This is a genomic window from Massilia psychrophila (genome assembly GCF_002760665.1).
In the GTDB taxonomy this organism is placed as follows: domain Bacteria; phylum Pseudomonadota; class Gammaproteobacteria; order Burkholderiales; family Burkholderiaceae_D; genus JAFCUW01.
The window spans coordinates 23,651-41,704 of record NZ_PDOB01000008.1; the positions used below are offsets into that span (position 1 = coordinate 23,651).

The 18,054-nt window shown below is 63.5% G+C and carries 18 protein-coding genes and 1 riboswitch; of the genes, 11 read left to right on the forward strand and 7 right to left on the reverse strand.

Translation table 11 applies throughout. The annotated features are described in order from the left end of the window. Nucleotides 1-180 precede the first annotated feature (180 nt). Nucleotides 181-819, forward strand: a complete 639-nt coding sequence (locus tag CR103_RS07100) for a DUF4136 domain-containing protein (protein ID WP_099915384.1) — start codon at nt 181-183, stop codon at nt 817-819. Between the two features lie 158 nt (nt 820-977). Here the strand turns inward: CR103_RS07100 and CR103_RS07105 are convergent, their stop codons facing one another. Continuing rightward, the gene (locus CR103_RS07105) at nt 978-1,952 is read right to left on the reverse strand and encodes a quinone oxidoreductase family protein (protein WP_099915385.1); all 975 of its coding nucleotides are present in this window, start codon (nt 1,950-1,952) and stop codon (nt 978-980) included. Nucleotides 1,953-1,956: 4 nt separating this feature from the next. Then, nucleotides 1,957-2,352 (reverse strand): methylglyoxal synthase, encoded by a 396-nt coding sequence (locus CR103_RS07110; RefSeq protein ID WP_099915305.1) that lies wholly within the window; start codon nt 2,350-2,352, stop codon nt 1,957-1,959. 263 nt (nt 2,353-2,615) lie between these two features. Here CR103_RS07110 and CR103_RS07115 point away from each other — a divergent pair, with 263 nt between their 5' ends. From CR103_RS07115 to CR103_RS07155, 9 genes are all read left to right on the forward strand, one after another. Further along, nucleotides 2,616-3,341: a YebC/PmpR family DNA-binding transcriptional regulator gene (locus tag CR103_RS07115; RefSeq protein ID WP_099915306.1), complete on the forward strand. Its 726-nt coding sequence runs from the start codon at nt 2,616-2,618 to the stop codon at nt 3,339-3,341. Between the two features lie 7 nt (nt 3,342-3,348). Beyond that, entirely contained in the window at nt 3,349-4,617 is a 1,269-nt protein-coding gene (gene purD, locus CR103_RS07120; RefSeq protein WP_099915307.1) for a phosphoribosylamine--glycine ligase, read from the forward strand. Nucleotides 4,618-4,770: 153 nt separating this feature from the next. Beyond that, complete coding sequence (hemF, locus tag CR103_RS07125) at nt 4,771-5,682, forward strand: oxygen-dependent coproporphyrinogen oxidase (RefSeq protein ID WP_099915308.1); 912 nt, start codon at nt 4,771-4,773, stop codon at nt 5,680-5,682. Further along, a complete protein-coding gene (locus CR103_RS07130; RefSeq protein ID WP_099915309.1) occupies nt 5,679-6,365 on the forward strand; it encodes a nicotinate-nucleotide adenylyltransferase in 687 nt (228 codons plus the stop codon). Before hemF ends, CR103_RS07130 begins: the two co-directional genes overlap by 4 nt. Next, nucleotides 6,365-7,072 carry a ribosome silencing factor gene (gene rsfS, locus CR103_RS07135; RefSeq protein WP_099915310.1) on the forward strand — a complete coding sequence of 236 codons (708 nt, stop codon included), beginning with the start codon at nt 6,365-6,367 and terminating at the stop codon, nt 7,070-7,072. The genes CR103_RS07130 and rsfS overlap by 1 nt, the downstream gene beginning before the upstream one ends. 4 nt (nt 7,073-7,076) lie before the next feature. Next, nucleotides 7,077-7,547 (forward strand): 23S rRNA (pseudouridine(1915)-N(3))-methyltransferase RlmH, encoded by a 471-nt coding sequence (gene rlmH, locus CR103_RS07140; protein WP_099915311.1) that lies wholly within the window; start codon nt 7,077-7,079, stop codon nt 7,545-7,547. Between the two features lie 22 nt (nt 7,548-7,569). Next, nucleotides 7,570-8,190, forward strand: coding sequence for a Maf family protein (locus tag CR103_RS07145; protein ID WP_099915312.1), 621 nt, complete (start codon nt 7,570-7,572; stop codon nt 8,188-8,190). A gap of 177 nt (nt 8,191-8,367) precedes the next feature. After that, nucleotides 8,368-9,831, forward strand: coding sequence for a ribonuclease G (gene rng / locus CR103_RS07150; protein WP_099915386.1), 1,464 nt, complete (start codon nt 8,368-8,370; stop codon nt 9,829-9,831). 797 nt (nt 9,832-10,628) lie between these two features. Next, nucleotides 10,629-10,716, forward strand: a riboswitch (cyclic di-GMP riboswitch). 124 nt (nt 10,717-10,840) lie between these two features. Beyond that, complete coding sequence (locus CR103_RS07155) at nt 10,841-11,404, forward strand: DUF4402 domain-containing protein (protein ID WP_180279309.1); 564 nt, start codon at nt 10,841-10,843, stop codon at nt 11,402-11,404. A gap of 243 nt (nt 11,405-11,647) precedes the next feature. Here CR103_RS07155 and CR103_RS07165 read toward each other — a convergent pair whose 3' ends face one another. From CR103_RS07165 to CR103_RS07185, 5 genes are all read right to left on the reverse strand, one after another. After that, the gene (locus CR103_RS07165; protein WP_099915314.1) at nt 11,648-12,505 is read right to left on the reverse strand and encodes an ABC transporter substrate-binding protein; all 858 of its coding nucleotides are present in this window, start codon (nt 12,503-12,505) and stop codon (nt 11,648-11,650) included. Between the two features lie 31 nt (nt 12,506-12,536). Beyond that, nucleotides 12,537-13,190 (reverse strand): energy-coupling factor ABC transporter ATP-binding protein, encoded by a 654-nt coding sequence (locus tag CR103_RS07170; RefSeq protein WP_099915315.1) that lies wholly within the window; start codon nt 13,188-13,190, stop codon nt 12,537-12,539. Further along, nucleotides 13,187-13,894, reverse strand: coding sequence for an ABC transporter permease (locus tag CR103_RS07175; RefSeq protein WP_099915316.1), 708 nt, complete (start codon nt 13,892-13,894; stop codon nt 13,187-13,189). Before CR103_RS07175 ends, CR103_RS07170 begins: the two co-directional genes overlap by 4 nt. After that, nucleotides 13,894-14,760, reverse strand: coding sequence for a formate dehydrogenase accessory sulfurtransferase FdhD (locus CR103_RS07180; RefSeq protein WP_370659425.1), 867 nt, complete (start codon nt 14,758-14,760; stop codon nt 13,894-13,896). The genes CR103_RS07175 and CR103_RS07180 overlap by 1 nt, the downstream gene beginning before the upstream one ends. A gap of 177 nt (nt 14,761-14,937) precedes the next feature. Then, on the reverse strand, nt 14,938-16,569 hold the full coding sequence (locus CR103_RS07185) for an OFA family MFS transporter (protein ID WP_099915317.1): 1,632 nt from the start codon (nt 16,567-16,569) through the stop codon (nt 14,938-14,940). Between the two features lie 328 nt (nt 16,570-16,897). On the opposite strand from CR103_RS07185, the gene CR103_RS07190 reads away from it, so the two are divergent. Continuing rightward, complete coding sequence (locus tag CR103_RS07190; RefSeq protein ID WP_099915318.1) at nt 16,898-18,052, forward strand: acyl-CoA dehydrogenase family protein; 1,155 nt, start codon at nt 16,898-16,900, stop codon at nt 18,050-18,052. Nucleotides 18,053-18,054 lie beyond the last annotated feature (2 nt).

The window sequence follows — 18,054 nt, forward strand, 5'->3', positions numbered from 1 at the left end:
CGTTGGCGTTAGGTAAGCGCCCGACGTGTTCGGCACGCCGCCGCCGGGCTCGCCTTCGGATCGACGTAAAAACCAATGTATCAATGTGTGTTCTGCGGTAACATTCTGTAAAGATTTTACAAAACCGCAGTGTTTTTCCTACACTGAAGTTGGGAAAAAACGATTCCGATGGAGTTCGACATGAAACGCATTGTATTGACAGCCACTGCCGCCCTCGCGCTGCTGCTCGGCGGCTGTGCCACCACCATCCGCAGCGACGTCACCACCTTCCACCAGTGGCCGGCGCAGTTGCAGGACAAGACCTACAGCTTTGACGCACCGCCGCCGCAGGACGACACGCTCGAGCTGCGCAGCTACCAGAACCTGGTGCGCGCCCAGCTCGGCAAACTCGGTTTCCAGGAAGCGGCCGCCACGCCGGCGTTGAGGGTGTCGATGCGTTTCACCACGACCGACGTGCCGGTGCGGGTGGTGCAGGCGGTCGATCCGTTCTTTTCGCCGTCGGCGCGGTTTGCCTATATGGGGCCGTACCACCGGCGCGGCTACTGGGGCGGCGGCCTGTACAGTCCATTTTACGACCCGTTCTGGGGCGGCCTGCCGCGCTACGAGGTCGTCGAACGGCACGTCTACCAGCGCGAGCTGCAGGTCGGCATCCGCGCCGCGGGCGACAACCGCCGGCTGTTCGACGTCACCGTGCACAACAACAGCGGCGAGCTGTCGACCCCGGCGCTGATGCCGGCGCTGGTACAAAGCGCCTTCGAAGGATTTCCCGGCCCGAACGGCGGGGCCCGCCGCGTCGAGCTTAAGCAGGGCAACGGGTAACCAAGCTGTCATCCTCGCGCACGCGGGGACCCCATTCGCGTGCGGCCCCGGGTGCTTGCTGGATGCGATAAATGGGGTCCCCGCGTGCGCGAGGACGACGTGGCAATTGCGGCCATTCGACGTTTTGCGACACCCGCGTGCGCGACGGCGACCAGGCTTTATGGCAGCAAAATCGACGACCCCGTCGTCTTGCGCGCTTCCAGTTCGATATGGCAGCGCGCCGCGTCGGCCAGGGCGTAACGCTGGTTGATGTCGATCTTGACCTTGCCGGACGCGACCATCTGGAACAGGTCGGCGGCCAACGCCTCGAGATCAACGCGTTTGGCGCAGTAGGAAAACAGCGACGGCCGGGTGATGAACAGCGAGCCGCGCGAGGCCAGTTCGGCCAGCGAAAACGGCGGCACCGGCCCCGAGGCACTGCCGAAACTGACCATCAATCCGAGCGGCTGCAGGCAGTCGAGCGAGCCGATAAACGTGTCCTTACCAATCGAATCGTAGACTACCGGCACCATCTCGCCGTTGGTAATCTCGCGCACCCGTTCGGTAAAATTTTCGGTGTTGTAATTGATGACGTGCGCCGCGCCGGCCGCTTTGGCGAGCGCGGCCTTCTCTTCCGAACCCACCGTGCCGATCAGCGTGGCGCCGATTGCCTTGGCCCACTGGCAGGCAATCAGGCCGACGCCGCCAGCCGCCGCATGGAACAGGATGGTGTCGCCCGGCTTGACCTTGTAGGTGCGGTTGAGCAGGTATTGCACGGTCATCCCTTGCAGCATCATCGCCGCGCCAGTCTCGAAGGAAATCTCGTCTGGCAGGCGCAGCAGCACCGCCGCCGGCACGTTGCGCACCTGCGCGTAGGCGCCGGTCGGCCCGCCCGCATACGCCACCCGGTCGCCGACCGCTACTTCCGTCACGCCCTCGCCGATCGCCTCGACGACGCCGGCGCCTTCCTTGCCCAAGCCGCCAGGCAGCGGCTGCGGATACAGGCCGGTGCGAAAGTACACGTCGATGAAGTTGACGCCGATCGCCTGCTGCCGCACCTGTGCCTCGCCCGGGCCGGGCGCTTTGATCTCGATGTCGACGTACTCGAGCACCTCAGGGCCGCCGGTGCGGCTGAACTGAATCGCTTTGGTCATCATGTTATTTTCCTTTGCTTGAGCGTGAGACGAGCTGCAGTTGCGACAGCACCAGGTGGGCTGTCGATAAATTGGTGGCGCAGGCCACGTTGTGGACGTCGCAGGCGCGCACCAGGGCATTGATGTCCGGCTCGTGCGGCTGCGGCGTCATCGGGTCGCGCAGAAAGATGACGGCATCGATCAAACCTTCGACCAGCGCCGCGCCGATCTGCAGGTCGCCGCCGTACGGACCGGACAGCTTGCGCTCGACAGCCAGGCCGAGCTCGTTGGCCAGGCGCGCGCCGGTGGTGCCGGTGGCGCTCAAACTGCAGCCGCGCAGGAAGTCGAGATATTCCGCCGCGAACGACACCATGTCGTCTTTTTTCTCGTCGTGGGCGATCAGGGCGATACGTGGTTTCATGCGAGCGGCGCTTTCTAGGTTAAGTTTTTTTCGACCGCAGCCAGGTGCCGGCTTGCGACGGTAGGGGCATGGGCGGCTGCCGTTTTGTTCATTAAGCAATTGTAGAGGGAATTGCAAAAGGCGGTTGACGGCGCCGGATTCTTGTCGCCCCCGCGTTCGCCAGGACGACGGCTCCTTTGGAGTCGCCCTTCCACGCTCGATTCCCCGATGCCGCTATGCTAAAATGTGCGCCACTCTCGCATACCCTCCAAGAAAGATCCATCATGGCTGGACACAGCAAATGGGCCAATATCAAGCACAAGAAGGCTGCCACCGACGCCAAGCGCGGCAAGGTCTGGACGCGGCTGATCAAGGAAATCACGGTGGGCGCGCGCCTCGGCGGCGCCGACGTCGCGGCCAACCCGCGATTGCGCCTGGCGGTCGACAAGGCTGCTGATGCCAACATGCCGAAAGAAAACGTCACCCGTGCGATCCAGCGCGGCTCCGGCGGCCTCGAAGGCGTCAACTACGAAGAAGTGCGTTATGAAGGCTATGGCATCGGCGGCGCGGCGATCATCGTCGACTGCATGACCGACAACCGCGTGCGCACGGTGGCCGAAGTGCGCCACGCTTTCAACAAGCACGGCGGCAACATGGGCAACGAAGGCTCGGTCGCATTCATGTTCAAGCATTGCGGCCAGTTGCTGTTCGCCCCCGGCGTCGATGAAGACAAGCTGATGGAAGCGGCACTCGACGCCGGCGCCGACGACGTGGTGCAGGACGACGAAGGCGGTTTCGAAGTGCTGTGCGACCCGTTCGCTTTCGCGGCTTTGAAGGACGCGCTGGAAAAAACCGGCTTCAAGGCCGAAGTGGCCGAAATCATCTGGAAGCCGGACGCCGAGACGGTGCTGGCCGGCGAAGACGCCATCAAGATGCAAAAAATCCTCGATGCGCTCGAAAACCTCGACGACGTGCAAGAAGTTTCTACCAACGCTTTGATCGAAGAGTAAGACGATTATGAAAATCCTGGTAGTCGGCTCTGGTGGCCGTGAACACGCACTGGCCTGGAAACTGGCCCAATCGGAGCGCATCCAGATGGTGTATGTCGCGCCCGGCAACGGCGGCACGGCGCGCGACGGCCGGCTCGTCAACGTCGACCTAACCGACCCGGCGCAACTGGCCGACTTCGTCGTCGCCGAGCACGTCGCCTTTACCGTCGTCGGCCCCGAAGTGCCGCTGGCGGCGGGCATCGTCAACCTGTTTCGCGCCCGCGGCCTGAAAATTTTCGGGCCGACGAAAGAAGCGGCGCAGCTGGAAAGCTCGAAGGATTTCGCCAAGGCCTTCATGCAGCGCCACGGCATTCCGACCGCCGCCTACAAAACTTTTTCCGACGTCGCTCAAGCCCACGCCTACATCGATGCGCAAGGCGCGCCCATCGTCATCAAGGCCGACGGCCTGGCCGCCGGCAAGGGCGTGGTCGTCGCGATGACGCTGCAGGAAGCGCACGACGCGGCCGACCTGATGCTGCTCGATAACCGCCTCGGCGACGCCGGCGCGCGCATCGTCGTCGAAGAATTTTTGGCCGGCGAAGAAGCGAGCTTCATCGTCATGTGCGACGGCAAACACGTCCTGCCACTGGCCACCAGCCAGGACCACAAGCGCCTGAAAGACCACGACGAAGGCCCCAACACCGGCGGCATGGGCGCTTATTCGCCGGCGCCGATCGTCACCCCGGAGATGCATGCGCGCGTGATGCGCGAGGTCATCAACCCGACCATCAACGGCATGGCCAAGGACGGCACTGTCTTCACCGGCTTCCTGTACGCCGGCCTGATGATCGACGCCCAGGGCAATCTGAAGACGCTCGAATTCAACTGCCGCATGGGCGACCCGGAAACACAGCCGATCATGGCGCGCCTGAAGAGCGACCTGGTCAGCGTGATGGAGCACGCCATCAACGGCACGCTCGATACGGTCGAACTGGAATGGGACCGCCGTACCGCGGTGGGCGTGGTGATGGCCGCTCCTGGCTACCCGGACAACGCGCGCAAGGGCGACGTCATCGACGGCATCCCGGCTGAAACGCCGGAGTGCGTCACCTTCCATGCCGGCACCACGATCGTGGACGGCACGCTGCAGACCAACGGCGGGCGCGTGCTGTGCGTCGTGGGGCTGGGCGACAGCATCAAGACGGCGCAGAAGCAGGCGTACGAAACAGTCGACAAGATCCGCTTCAATGGCGCGCAGTTCAGGCGCGATATCGGGTGGCGGGGATTGAAGCATTGAGCTAGGGGTCAGACCCCGGTCGAGGTGGTGCCTGCAACTCCGGGGTCAGACCCCCAACTGAACCAGCGGGGTCTGACCCCTCCGGTCCATATCATAAAACCCACCGTCAGTGTACAATCTGTCCTCACTTTTTTAATCCCCGAACCCCGCCCGATGTCATCCCCCTCCCCTCTCGCCGTCAAGGCTTGGCTGCTCGACCTGCAATCGCGTATCGTGCAGGCGCTCGAAGGCGTCGACGGCAAGCCGTTTGCGCGCGACGAATGGCAGCGGCCCGAGGGCGGCGGCGGCATCTCGCGCCTGATCGAGGACGGCAACGTGTTCGAGCGCGGCGGCGTCAACTTCTCGCACGTCACCGGCGCCAGCCTGCCGCCCTCGGCCGCGGCCGCGCGTCCCGAGCTGGTCGGGCGCGCGTGGGAAGCGATGGGCGTCTCGCTGGTGCTTCATCCGCGCAACCCATATGCGCCGACGGTGCACATGAACGTGCGCTTTTTCGAAGCGGTCGCCGAAGGACTGGAGCCGGTCTGGTGGTTCGGCGGCGGGATGGACCTGACGCCTTACTACGGCTTCAATGAGGACGCGCGCCACTTCCACCAGGCCTGCCACGATGCGCTCGCGCCCTTCGGCGGCGCGCTGCACGAGCGCTTCAAGGCCTGGTGCGACCAGTATTTTTACATCAGGCACCGCAAGGAGCCGCGCGGCGTCGGCGGCGTCTTTTTTGACGACTTCAACGAAGCCGGCTTCGACCAGAGCTACGCGATGACGCAAAGCGTGGGCGACGCCTTCCTGCTGGCCTACCTGCCGATCCTGCAGCGCCGCGAAGGCACGCCGTACGGCGAGCGCGAACGCGACTTCCAGGCCTACCGGCGCGGCCGTTACGTCGAGTTCAACCTGGTGTGGGATCGCGGCACGCTGTTCGGCCTGCAGTCGGGCGGGCGCACCGAGGCGATCCTGATGTCGATGCCGCCGATCGTCAAATGGCGCTACGACTGGCATCCGGAACCGGGCAGCGCCGAAGCGGCGCTGTACTCGGACTTCTTGGTGCATAAAGACTGGCTGGCGACGTGACCGCATGCGTCGCACTGCTGGGAGGCAGTTTCGACCCGGTTCATCGCGGCCACGTGGCGCTGGCCGCACTGTTTGGCGCGCTGCTTCACCCCGACCAGCTGCGCGTCGTCCCGGCCGGCAATCCATGGCAGAAAACCGGGCTGAAGGCGAGCGCCGGCGAGCGCATCGCGATGATCGAACTGGCGTTTCGCGAAGCAGGGCTGGACGTCATGGTCGACCGCCAGGAGATCGATCGCAGTAAAGGTAACGATGGAGACAACGGCGGCGGCGCGCCGACCTACACCATCGACACACTGCGCCAGCTGCGCGCCGAACTGGGGCCCGCCGCATCGATCGTGTTCCTGGTCGGCGCCGACCAGCTGCCGCAGCTTGACAGCTGGCGCGACTGGCGCGCGCTGTTCGACTACGCCCATATCGGCGTCGGCGCGCGGCCCGGATATTCGCTGGCGCTGACGCAAGCACAATTGCCCAGCGCCGTCGCGCAAGAAATTGAAACACGCCAGGGGAGCCTGGAACAGCTACGTACTACACCGTCCGGCAGGGTTTTCCTGGCCGAGGCGCTGGCAGTGGACATCTCAGCCACCCAGATTCGTGCTGCGCTACAACGTGGAGAGCAGGTAAATTCGCTTATCTCCCCGGTAGTGCTAGACTACATTCAACAACATAATTTATACAAAGCCTAATGGATATTAAAAAACTGCAAACCCTCGTCGTTGACGCACTCGAGGACGTCAAAGGCCAGGACATCACCGTATTCGACACGGTACACCTGACCAGCCTGTTCGACCGCATCGCCGTCGTTTCCGGCACCTCGAACCGCCAGACCAAGGCGCTTGCCGCCTCGGTGCGCGACAAGGTCAAAGACGCCGGCGGCGACGTCATCGGCATGGAAGGTGAAGACACCGGCGAATGGGTACTGGTCGACCTGGGCGACATGGTCGTCCACATCATGCAGCCGGCAATCCGCCAGTACTACCGTCTTGAAGAAATCTGGGGCGACAAGCCGGTCAAGCTCGGCGCCGCCAAGCGCAAGGGCACCCTTGAGGCGTCCGAGGTCAAGGAGTCGGCCGCCAAGCCGAAGTCGAAGCACCTCGCCTCGACCCAGGAAGCGCCGGAAGTCAAGCCGGTCAACGAGCGCAAGCCCGCAGCGAAAAAAGCAGCGGCCAAGAAAGCCGTCGCCGCCAAGAAGCCAGCGGTCAAGAAGGCCTCGAAAGCAGTCGGCAAAGTGGTGAAAATCGCGCCGACCAAGACCGAAGTGGCAGCCGTCAAGGCGCTCAAGGCGCAGCCGGCCAAGCGCGTTGCCGCGGTCAAGGCAGCCAAGCCTGCGGCCGACGCCGTGCCGGAAAAAAAGGTCATCAAGCGGGTCGCCAAAAAAGCCGTCGAGCAGTAAATCCGTGCAGCTCATTATCGCTGCGGTCGGCCACAAGATGCCGGCCTGGATCGAGACCGGGTTTGTTGAGTACACCAAGCGCATGCCGCCCGAGCTGCGCGTCGTACTCAAGGAAATCAAGCCGGTCGAGCGTTCCGGCAGCAAGACCGCCGCCACCGCGATGGCGCTCGAGCGCGAGCGCATCGAACAAGCGCTGCCGAAGAACGTGCGCATCATCGCCCTCGATGAGCACGGCCTTGACCTCACCAGCGTCGGCCTGTCGCGGCAGCTGATGCAGTGGCAGCAGGACGGGCGCGACACCGCCTTCCTGATCGGCGGGGCCGACGGCCTCGATCCGGTATTGAAGGCGAAGGCCGAAGGGCTGATCCGCATCTCGAGCATGACGCTGCCACACGGCATGGTGCGTGTCATGCTGGCCGAGCAGTTGTACCGGGCGTGGTCGATCACACAAAATCACCCCTATCACCGGGTCTGACCTACCCTATTTTTACTTTACGATGAAACTGATCGACAAGAAGATCTACCTGGCCTCAAAAAGCCCGCGGCGGCGCGAGCTGCTGCGCCAGATCGGCGTCGATTTCGAGCTGCTGTCGCTGCGCAGCGACGCCGCGCGCGGCGCCGACGTCTCCGAGCTCGAGCTGCCGGGCGAGGCACCGCCTGACTACGTGGCGCGGGTGGCCAACGAAAAAGCGGCGTTCGCATGGCACGTGGTGCAGTGCCGGCGCTTGCCGGCGCGCCCGGTGCTGGCGGCCGATACCACCGTCGCCCTCGACGGCGAGATCCTGCACAAGCCGGCCAACCTCGATGAAGCGGTGCGCATGCTCGAACGCCTGTCCGGCCGCACCCACCAGGTGTTGACGTCGGTCGCGGTCCACCACAAAAACTTCACCGGGCAGTTCACCCAGGTCTCGCAGGTGCGCTTCGCCACCTTGAGCGCGCAATCGATCAAGGCGTATTGCGTCACGGGCGAGCCGTACGACAAGGCCGGCGGCTACGGCATCCAGGGCCTTGCCGCGCTGTTCGTCGAGCACATCGACGGCAGCCATTCCGGCATCATGGGATTGCCGCTGTTCGAGACGGCGCAACTGCTGCGGCAGGCGGGGCTGCCGCAGGCTTGATCTTGCTGTCGTCTCGCGAACGCGGGACCGCATTACTGCGAAAAATCGTTAGCGCCAAACGGCGCCGGCAATTGTGCATCGCGCAAATTGGATCCCCGCATTGGCGCGGACGACAAGAAGCGCATGACGCCCCGGATCAGCCCCCCGCCGGACGCGCTCGCGTGTATCATCGCAGCTATGAACGAAGACATCCTTATCAATATCACGCCCCAGGAAACGCGCGTCGCGCTGATCCTGCAGGGAGCCGTGCAGGAACTGCACATCGAACGCACGCTCACGCGCGGGCTGGCCGGTAACGTCTACTTGGGGAAAGTGGTGCGGGTGCTGCCGGGGATGCAATCGGCGTTCATCGACATCGGCCTGGAGCGCGCCGCTTTCCTGCACGTGGCCGATATCTGGGAAGCGCGCACCCACGACGGCCCGACCGTCGCGCCGACCGCGATCGAAAAAATCCTGTTCGACGGCCAGGTGCTGACGGTGCAGGTGATCAAGGATCCGATCGGCACCAAGGGCGCGCGCCTGTCGACCCAGGTCTCGATCGCCGGGCGCATGCTGGTCTACCTGCCGCAGGACAGCCACATCGGCATCTCGCAGAAAATCGAAAAGGAGTCCGACCGCGACCGCTTGCGCAACCGCTTGCAAAGCCTGCTGCCGGAGGAAGAAAAAGGCGGCTACATCGTGCGCACGATGGCCGAGGAAGCGTCCGATACCGACCTCGCCGCCGACGTCGACTACCTGCGCAAGACGTGGGGCGCGATTTGCCTCGGCGCGCGCACCCGCCCCGCCACCAGCCTGCTGTACCAGGACCTGAACCTGGCCCAGCGCGTGCTGCGCGATTTCGTGCACGACGAGACGGCCACCATCCAGGTCGACTCGCGCGAAAACTTCGTGGCGCTGGTCGAATTCGCCAAGGCCTACACCCCGAGCGAAGTGGCGCGCCTGCAGCACTACTCGGGCGAGCGGCCGCTGTTCGACCTGTACGGCGTGGAAGAAGAAATCCTGCGCGCGCTGGGCCGGCGCGTCGACCTCAAGTCGGGCGGTTACCTGATCGTCGACCAGACCGAGGCGATGACGACGATCGACGTCAACACCGGCGGTTTTGTCGGCGGGCGCAATTTCGCCGACACGATTTTCAAGACCAACCTGGAGGCCGCGCAAGCGATCGCGCGCCAGCTGCGGCTGCGCAACCTGGGCGGCATCATCGTCCTCGACTTCATCGACATGGACAATGCCGAGCACCGCAACGCCGTGCTGACCGAGCTGAAAAAGACCTTGTCGCGCGACCGCACCAAGGTGTCGGTCAGCTTCTTCTCGGCGCTCGGGCTGGTGGAAATGACGAGGAAGCGCACCCGCGAGTCGCTCGCCCACATCCTGTGCGAACCGTGCCCGGCTTGCGCCGGCAAAGGCCAGGTCAAGACCAGCCGCACCATCTGCTACGAGATCTTGCGCGAACTGCTGCGCGAAGCGAAACAGTTCAACCCGCGCGAATTTCGCATCCTCGCCTCGCAAGAAGTGGTCGACCTGTTCCTCGAAGAAGAGTCGCAGCACCTGGCGCTGCTGGGCGACTTCATCGGCAAGCGGATTTCGCTGCAGGTCGAGAATACGTATCATCAGGAGCAGTACGACGTGATTTTGATGTAGCGAATTTTCCGCTCAACGCCTCGTGCTTAAACCAGGTAAATCTACCTTTTCTGTGGCCGCCCGGATCGTATCAGGGCTTCCGGCTTTTCTCTGCAAGCTCGATTGACGCCAGCGTATCGCGTGCCGCCTGCGACCAACACAAACGAAGTGATCAGCGCGTGCACGCATATTTTTTAAGCCGGTGAATCATCGAAAGTCCCTTGAGTAAATATGTGTTTTCTAATTTCACCGGAGATTGACTTTCGACGCAGGCGCATGGCGCCGACCCGCATTCTCGACGAGTTGTTAGTGCGCAACTGTCGCCTATTGACACAAGACGGTGCCAACGAAGCTGTTGCAAAATATAAAAGCTTTGCCACGCCTGGGCTTTTGTTAACACTGAACAACACCGCGATAGTATCGCCGCCGCCAGGCAAAGCCGCCCGGAGGGCTGTATCCGGCGATGGAAATGCCGCTGCAGATTACCACGATGATCGCCTTGCGATTGCGCGGTTTTGCGCTTGCCGCCAGCCATCAGGATGGCAGCGTACGCGGCGCTAACCGGCATAGGTCGCCTTGTATTTTGCGGCCATCTCCGGCTCCGAGCGCGGCCACCCGCGCCGCGTTGTCGAACTGGTCCCAGGCGAAGGAAAAAGCGTGACCGACAGAAATGAATATATATTCATAATTCAAAGAAACAAGCGCCGCATTCTATCCAAGATACGCACTTATCATAAGATAAATAGTATTGCTTTAGATAAATGAAACTTGCTTTACGAGAAGTAAAATTGTCGGAAAAGTAGTACTATGGCGAGGTAACTCGATAATGGCAAACCCGTCGAAAGCCGGGGACGCAAAACCACTGGTCTAACGGCGTCTGACGCCTATGACGGCAGGGTCGCCGAAAGTGATCTGCGAGGGAGCGTTTTCCCTTGACCTCGCGCGCCCTTTTTTCCGGTTCTGCGTTTCGACGATCGAGGCACCGTCACCACATCGTGGTACGGCTTGATGGATGAACCAGGCGCTGCAAATGAACACCAATTTTCACTTCAGCCGCACAAAACGCCCATTGGCGGCGCTTGCCTGCGCCCTGGTCATGGTCACCCAAAGTGTCATGGCCAAGGCCGGAAACGACACGGCCTTGGCCAGCGCCGCGGTACTGGCCACGCCGGTCGTGGTGACCAAAACCGCTGACCTGTCGTTCGGCAAGTTCGCCGCCGGAACGGCCGGCAGCATCACCATCAGCACCAGCGGCACGCGCAGCGTCAGCGGCGGCGTGCTGGCCTTCGCCGACGGCCCCGCCATGACGGCGGCAGCGTTCGTCGTCTCCGGCGCGCCGGGCGCCGCCTACAGCATCACGCACAGCGGCACCGCGACCTTGTCGCGCCTCGGCGGCGTGGATACGATGTTGATGACAAAATCGAGTGCCGGTGGTGCCGCTGGTGCCGCCAATGGGACTACCAACGCCGCCCCGGGAAGCGTCTTGAATAACGGTTCCCAGACCATCTACATCGGCGCGACCCTGGACGTTGGTGCGGGCCAGGCCGGCGGCTCCTACTCCGGCACCCTCGCCGTCACCGTCGAATACAACTAGCCGGCGACTTCCCTTACATTCACTTTACTTCAGCGTGCTTGCTGAGCGCATTGATGCCGGGGTTTTCCAGCAGCCGTTTTGGCGCGCCATTGCGCACCGCCGGCAGCATGGCCCGCAGCAGCGGCCGCAACGGCCGGGGTCAGGTCGTATGTCAAGCGCGTGTACTTCTGCTCCGACACCCCGGCCGCGGTCCCGCCGATGCAGAAAAAACAGGCGTCGAAGTCATTTACGATGTTCCTTCTATTAGCGTGCCGGGGTGAGCGGGCTTGCGCCAGCCGCCGATGGAAAAAACAGCTGCTGCCCGCCAGGCCTGAACGCGGCGATGCGCTGCTGGCCTTCGCTGGACGTGATCCAGTCGATCAGCAATCGCGCGCCCTTGTGGTTGATGTCTTTGTGGCGCGCCGGGTTCACCGCGATGATGCCGTACGGATTGAACATCGACTTGTCGCCCTCGACGACGATCTGCAGCCCGGTCCTGGCCTTGTAGGCGCCATAGGTCGCGCGGTCGGTCAGCGTGTAGGCCTGCAGTTCGGCCGCCATGTTGAGCACTTCACCCATGCCCAGGCCCGCCGAGATGTAGCGGGCGCCTGCCGGCATCACGCCGGCCGCCTTCCAGTAATTTTTCTCCATCAGGTCGGTGCCCGAATTGTCGCCGCGCGCGATGAATTTGGCGCCGCTCGAAGCGATTTTGCGAAACGCCGCCAGCACGTCGCGCCCGCCGCGCAGCTTGGCCGGGTCCGACACCGGCCCGGCTACCACGAAGTCGTTGTACATGACGTCGCGCCGGTCGATGCCGTAGCCGTCGGCGACGAATTTGTCTTCCATCGGCCGCGCATGCACCAGCATGACGTCGACGTCGCCGTTTTTCGCCAGTTCGAGCGCCTTGCCGGTGCCGACCGAAATGACGTGGACCTTGGCGCCGGTTTTTGCCTCGAACGCGGGCAGCAGGTAGCCGAGCAGGCCGGAGTTTTCGGTGCTGGTCGTGGTCGACAACCGGATCACATCGGCGGCATCGGCGGCGCCGGCAATGCCCGGCAGCAGAGAAGAGGCGATTGGCAAAGACGCGGCGATCATGAGGGATAGCAGGGTACGGCGTTTCATGCTGGCTCCTTGAAAAATGAAGATAACAGGACTAACGATACTCAATGTGCCCATCGCGCAGTTTCAGCCGGCGCACGTTGGCCAGCCCGATCAGGTCGGGGTCGTGGCACGCCATCACCACGCTGCTGCCGGCTGCGATCAAGGTCGGAATCAGCGCGATGACCTGCTCGCGCGCGGCGCCGTCGAGATTGGCGGTCGGCTCGTCGAGCAGCAGCAGGCGTGGCCGCAGCACCTTGGCGCGCGCCAGCGCCACGCGCTGCTTCTCGCCGCCCGACAGGCTCACCGGGTCGCTCGCGCGCAGGTGCTCGACGCCGGCCCACGCCATCGCCTGCGCCACCTCGAAGTCCACCTGCGCTTTCGCCGCGCCGCGCGCGGTCAATCCGTAGCCGATATTGTGCGCCACGCTGGTCGAGAACATGATCGGGTGCTGGTGGACGTAGCCCACCGCCTCCCGCATCGCGCCCGGATACGGCGCCAGCGCCAGCGCCTTGCCGTCGAACGACAAGGCCTGAGCCTCAGCTGGCTCAAGGCCGGCCAGCACGCGCAGCAGGGTGCTCTTGCCGGCGCCATTGACGCCCGTCAGCACGTAGGCGCTGGCGGCCTCCAGGGTGAAGCGCTCGATGTCGAACAACCGGCGTTCGCCGAACTGCTTGCGCAGCTTGTCGATGACCAGCAGCGCGCTCACGTATGCCCCCGCGCCATGTGGGCGTCACCCTGCAGCAGCATCAGCGCGCCGTTCATCAACAGCGCGATCGCCACCAGCACCATGCCGAGCGCGATGCCCTGCGAGAATTCGCCCTTGCTCGTCTCTAACGCGATGGCGGTGGTGATGGTGCGCGTCTCGCCGGCGATGTTACCGCCCACCATCAGCGCGCAGCCGACTTCCGAGATCACCCGGCCGAAGCCGCTGATGATTGCCGCCATTACGCCGAAGCGCACTTCATGCAGCACGGTAGCCATCAAGCGCCAGTCTCCCGCGCCATGCGCAATCGCCGTTTCGGCGTAGCGCGGATCGGCCGCCTGCACCGCCGTCAGCGTGAAGGCGACCAGTACCGGCATGGCGATGACGAACTGGCCGGCCACCACGCCGGGCTGCGAAAACAGCCAGTTCAGGCCGCCCAGGGGGCCGGCGCGCGACAGCATCAGGTACAGCAGCAGGCCGATGAGAACGGTCGGCAGCGACAGCGCGGCCTGCGCCAGCCAGATCGCGATGCGGCGCCCGCGAAAGCGGTGCGCGGCGATGGCGTAGCCGAGCATCACCGCCGGCGGCGTCGCCAGCGCCAGGCCGATCAAGCTCGTTTTAAGGGAAATCCAGATGATGCGCCACAGCGCGGCATCACCCGACAGGAGCAGCCCGAACGCCCCGCGGATCGCCTCGAGCAGCGACATCAGGCCGGGCGCGCAGACGGTTCAAACGGTTCTAGCGATTCCGGCTCGAACACGAGGCGGTGCTGGCCGGCGAGCAGCAGGAAGTGCTTGCCGGAGCAGCGCGACAGCAGCGACATGCCGACCCGTTCGGCCACCATGTGCCCCATCTGGGTGGTGCCGGAGCGCGACAGCAGGAACGGGATGCCCATCTGGGCGCCCTTCATCACCATCTCGGAAGTAAGCCGGCCGGTGCTATAAAACACCTTGTCGCCGCCGGCCACGTCGTCGAGCCACATGCGCCCGGCGATCGCATCGACCGCATTGTGGCGGCCGACGTCTTCAAAAAAATACAGCAGTTCGCCCTGGTTGGAAAACAGCGCGCAGCCGTGCACCGAGCCGGCCTGCTTGTAGATGGATTTCTGGGTGCGGATCTGGTCGACGATCTTGTAGACGACCGACTGGCGCAGGCGCGCGTCAGGCGGCAGCGCGATCTGGTCGATCTCGTCCATCAGGCCGCCGAACACCGAGCCCTGGCCGCAGCCGGTGGTGACGACTTTTTTGGAGGTGCGCTGCTCGACGTCGGCGATGCCGTTACGGGTAACGACGGCGACCGCGTCGACTGCCCAGTCGACCTGCACCGATTCGATTTCCTCGATCGACTTGACCAGCCGCTGGTTGCGCAGGTAGCCGAGCGTCAGCGCCTCGGGGGCGCCGCCCAGCGTCATCAGGGTGACCAGTTCGCGCTTGTCGACGTACAGCGTCAAGGGACGTTCGGCCGGAATGGCAATGAGGGAACGGCGGCCGCGCTCATCGACGACTTCGACATCGTGGGTAAGGTTGGCGCTCGCCTGCGACAATTGCGGGCGGAGTAGGGAAAAAGGCATCATGCGCGATATTGTGCCATATCTCCTTTGCAGGGACAGGGCGGACACTGGAAGGAATTGGGAAATACTGGCCGAAGATGGATCGGTCGGCGCTGCGCCGGGCTCAGGTCATGCCGTGAGCCCGGCGCAGTTTTGTGGGTTTCTGCGAGATTCTGATCGTTGCCGATCAGGTCAACAGCTTTACTTGAACAGAATCACCGCTTTTTGCACGGTGATGCCGATGCCGATCGCCAGAGGGATGCCGACTGCCGCCCAGGCGAGCACGACCAGCGCCGGGCTGGTAGCGCTGACGCCGTTGCCGGAGTTGTCGCCATTGCCATTCGCACTGACCGAATCGCGCTCATGGGCCAGCTTGCGCTCGGCAGCCAGTTCCTGCTCGTTCATGAAATGCTTGTCGGCAATTGGACGCACCAGTGCGTTGCAGACCAGGCCAGCCAGGATCAGCGCGGCCAGCACGTACATCGTCACGTCATAGGCTTGCGCCTTCGGCACGCCGTTGGCGATCTGGTATTCGCGGATGTAATTGACCAGCACCGGGCCGAGCACGCCGGCAGTTGCCCACGCGGTCAGGATGCGGCCGTGGATGGCGCCGACGTTCTGGGTGCCGAACAGGTCGGCAATATAGGCCGGGATGGTGGCAAAACCGCCGCCGTACATCGACAGGATCACGCAGAACGAGGCGACGAAGAACGCCAGCTGGGCCTTGTGGGCGAAGGTCGGAATCGCAGCATACAGCGCCAGCCCGACGATAAAGAACACGAAGTAGGTGTTCTTGCGGCCGATGTAGTCCGAGCAGCTGGCCCAGACGAAGCGCCCGCCGATGTTGAACAGCGACAGCAGGCCGGTGAAGCCGGCAGCGATTGCCGCGATCTGGCCTTTTTGCGCCAGCGACAGGTCATTGAAAGGAATGTCGACGCCAATCAGCGCGCCGCCAAACACTTCCTGCAGCAACGGTGACGACATGCCGAGGATACCGATACCGGCCGATACGTTCAGCATCAACACGCCCCACAGCAGCCAGAACTGCGGAATGCCCCAGACCCGGCTGACGTGCACGTGGCGGCTGGTGATCATGGAATTGCCCGCCTTGGTTGGCGCGGTCCAGCCGGCCGGCTTCCAGCCCGACGCCGGCACCCGGTAGCCGAGCGCGCCGGCCATCATGAACACGAAATAGATCGCAGCCATCGCCAGGAAGGTCTGCCAGGCGCCGACCGATTCCGGGGTGGCGAAAAACTTCATCAGCGCAACAGCCAGTGGCGCGCCGATCATGGCGCCGCCGCCAAAGCCCATGATGGCCATGCCGGTGGCCATGCCACGGCGGTCAGGAAACCATTTGATCAGGGTCGACACCGGCGAAATGTAGCCGAGGCCAAGACCGAAGCCGCCGATCACGCCCGAGCCGAGCCACATCAGCCAGATCTGGTGGGTGTAGATGCCCAAGGCAGAAATGACCAGGCCGCCGCACCAGCACACTGCGGCGACGACACCGGCCTTGCGCGGACCGGCGTGTTCCAGCCAGCCGCCGAACAGCGCCGCGGACAGGCCAAGGAACACGAAAAACAGCGAATACATCCAGCCCAGCATGGAAATTTTCCAGTCGCAGCCGGTAGCGGTAATCTGCGCGAAAAAGCCCATGTCGGCGCTACACGCGATCGACTGGGTCAGGCCGATGGCGCGCGACAGCGGCAGCCAGAACACTGAAAAACCATACGCCATGCCGATGCACAGGTGAATTGCCAGTGCTGCTGGCGGTACCAGCCAGCGGTTAAAACCCGGCCCGGCAATCGTGCGTTCTTTATCAAGAAAAGACATTATTTACTCATAATTTTTTATAAAAACAACAATATGCAAATAAAAGCATATTGCACCCCCAACTTTTTTGTGGCCCGAGAGTACCACGGTCCGGCATGTTTTGTGCACTTCATCGACATACGCAGTTGCCGGCGATGGCAAATTACGGTCCACGACAGTGGCAGGACCTGAGCGCAGACGGTCTGCGTGTGCCTTGCAAATTCATGTTTTGAAAAGCAATTGACAAGGCATCAACGGATTGGCACACTTGGCCCGACCATGCGAACCAAGGGTGAACCATCAACGCTGGGGACACGCCGAGTACTTCCATGATGCCAGCCACACACCGATGATCCGCGACCAAGAAACCCTCCAGCTCCTCCTCGACAGTGTTTCGCGTTTCGTGCGCGACGTACTGGTGCCCAACGAAAACCTGGTTGCCGAGACCGACGAAATGCCGCCAGCGATCGTGGCGCAGATGCGCACGCTCGGCCTGTTTGGCCTGTCGATCCCCGAGCAGTACGGCGGCCTGCAGCTGACGATGGAGGAAGAAGTGCGCGTCGCGTTTGAAATCGCCCGTGCCTCGCCCGCCTTTCGCTCGCTGATCGGCACCAACAACGGCATCGGCTCGCAAGGCATCGTCATCGACGGCACGGAGCAGCAAAAGCAGCATTACCTGCCCAAACTGGCGGCCGGCGACATCATCGGCGCGTTTGCGCTGACCGAGCCGGGGTCCGGTTCCGACGCGGCGTCGCTGCGCACCAGCGCCGTGCGCGACGGCGACTTCTATATCCTCAACGGCAGCAAGCGCTACATCACCAACGCGCCCGAAGCGGGCATCTTCACCGTCATGGCGCGCACCGATCCGGCCAAGCGCGGCGCCGGCGCGATCTCGGCCTTCATCGTCGAGAAAGACACGCCCGGGCTGTCGCTGGGCAAAATCGACAGGAAAATGGGGCAGCGCGGCGCCCACACCTGCGACGTCCATTTCGACAACTGCCGCGTGCCGGCGGCGAACCTGATCGGCGCCAAGGAAGGGGTCGGCTTCAAGACGGCCATGAAGGTGCTCGACAAGGGCCGGCTGCACATCGCCGCGGTGTGCGTCGGCGCGGCCGAACGGATGCTCGACGACGCGCTGCGCTACGCAATGGAGCGCCAGCAGTTCGGCCAGCCGATCGTTCAATTCCAGCTGATCCAGGCGATGCTGGCCGACAGCAAAACGGAGATCTACGCCGCCCGCTGCATGGTAATCGATTGCGCCCGCATGCGCGACGACGGCGCCGACGTCGCGCTCGAGGCGTCGTGCTGCAAGCTGTTCGCCTCCGAGATGTGCGGCCGCGTGGCCGACCGCTCGGTGCAGATCCACGGCGGCGCCGGCTACATCGCCGACTACGCGGCCGAACGCTTCTACCGCGACGTGCGCCTGTTCCGTATTTACGAGGGCACGTCGCAGATCCAGCAGATCGTCATCGCCCGCAACATGATCCGGGCGGCGCAGAAGTGATG

Bases quoted from the DNA above. Each gene is read 5' to 3' on its own strand.
- CR103_RS07100 (WP_099915384.1), top strand. From the start codon at position 181: ATGAAACGCATTGTATTGACAGCCACTGCCGCCCTCGCGCTGCTGCTC.
- CR103_RS07105 (WP_099915385.1), bottom strand. From the start codon at position 1,952: ATGACCAAAGCGATTCAGTTCAGCCGCACCGGCGGCCCTGAGGTGCTC.
- CR103_RS07110 (WP_099915305.1), bottom strand. From the start codon at position 2,352: ATGAAACCACGTATCGCCCTGATCGCCCACGACGAGAAAAAAGACGAC.
- CR103_RS07115 (WP_099915306.1), top strand. From the start codon at position 2,616: ATGGCTGGACACAGCAAATGGGCCAATATCAAGCACAAGAAGGCTGCC.
- purD (WP_099915307.1), top strand. From the start codon at position 3,349: ATGAAAATCCTGGTAGTCGGCTCTGGTGGCCGTGAACACGCACTGGCC.
- hemF (WP_099915308.1), top strand. From the start codon at position 4,771: ATGTCATCCCCCTCCCCTCTCGCCGTCAAGGCTTGGCTGCTCGACCTG.
- rsfS (WP_099915310.1), top strand. From the start codon at position 6,365: ATGGATATTAAAAAACTGCAAACCCTCGTCGTTGACGCACTCGAGGAC.
- CR103_RS07145 (WP_099915312.1), top strand. From the start codon at position 7,570: ATGAAACTGATCGACAAGAAGATCTACCTGGCCTCAAAAAGCCCGCGG.
- rng (WP_099915386.1), top strand. From the start codon at position 8,368: ATGAACGAAGACATCCTTATCAATATCACGCCCCAGGAAACGCGCGTC.
- CR103_RS07155 (WP_180279309.1), top strand. From the start codon at position 10,841: ATGAACACCAATTTTCACTTCAGCCGCACAAAACGCCCATTGGCGGCG.
- CR103_RS07165 (WP_099915314.1), bottom strand. From the start codon at position 12,505: ATGAAACGCCGTACCCTGCTATCCCTCATGATCGCCGCGTCTTTGCCA.
- CR103_RS07175 (WP_099915316.1), bottom strand. From the start codon at position 13,894: ATGTCGCTGCTCGAGGCGATCCGCGGGGCGTTCGGGCTGCTCCTGTCG.
- CR103_RS07180 (WP_370659425.1), bottom strand. From the start codon at position 14,760: ATGATGCCTTTTTCCCTACTCCGCCCGCAATTGTCGCAGGCGAGCGCC.
- CR103_RS07185 (WP_099915317.1), bottom strand. From the start codon at position 16,569: ATGTCTTTTCTTGATAAAGAACGCACGATTGCCGGGCCGGGTTTTAAC.
- CR103_RS07190 (WP_099915318.1), top strand. From the start codon at position 16,898: ATGATCCGCGACCAAGAAACCCTCCAGCTCCTCCTCGACAGTGTTTCG.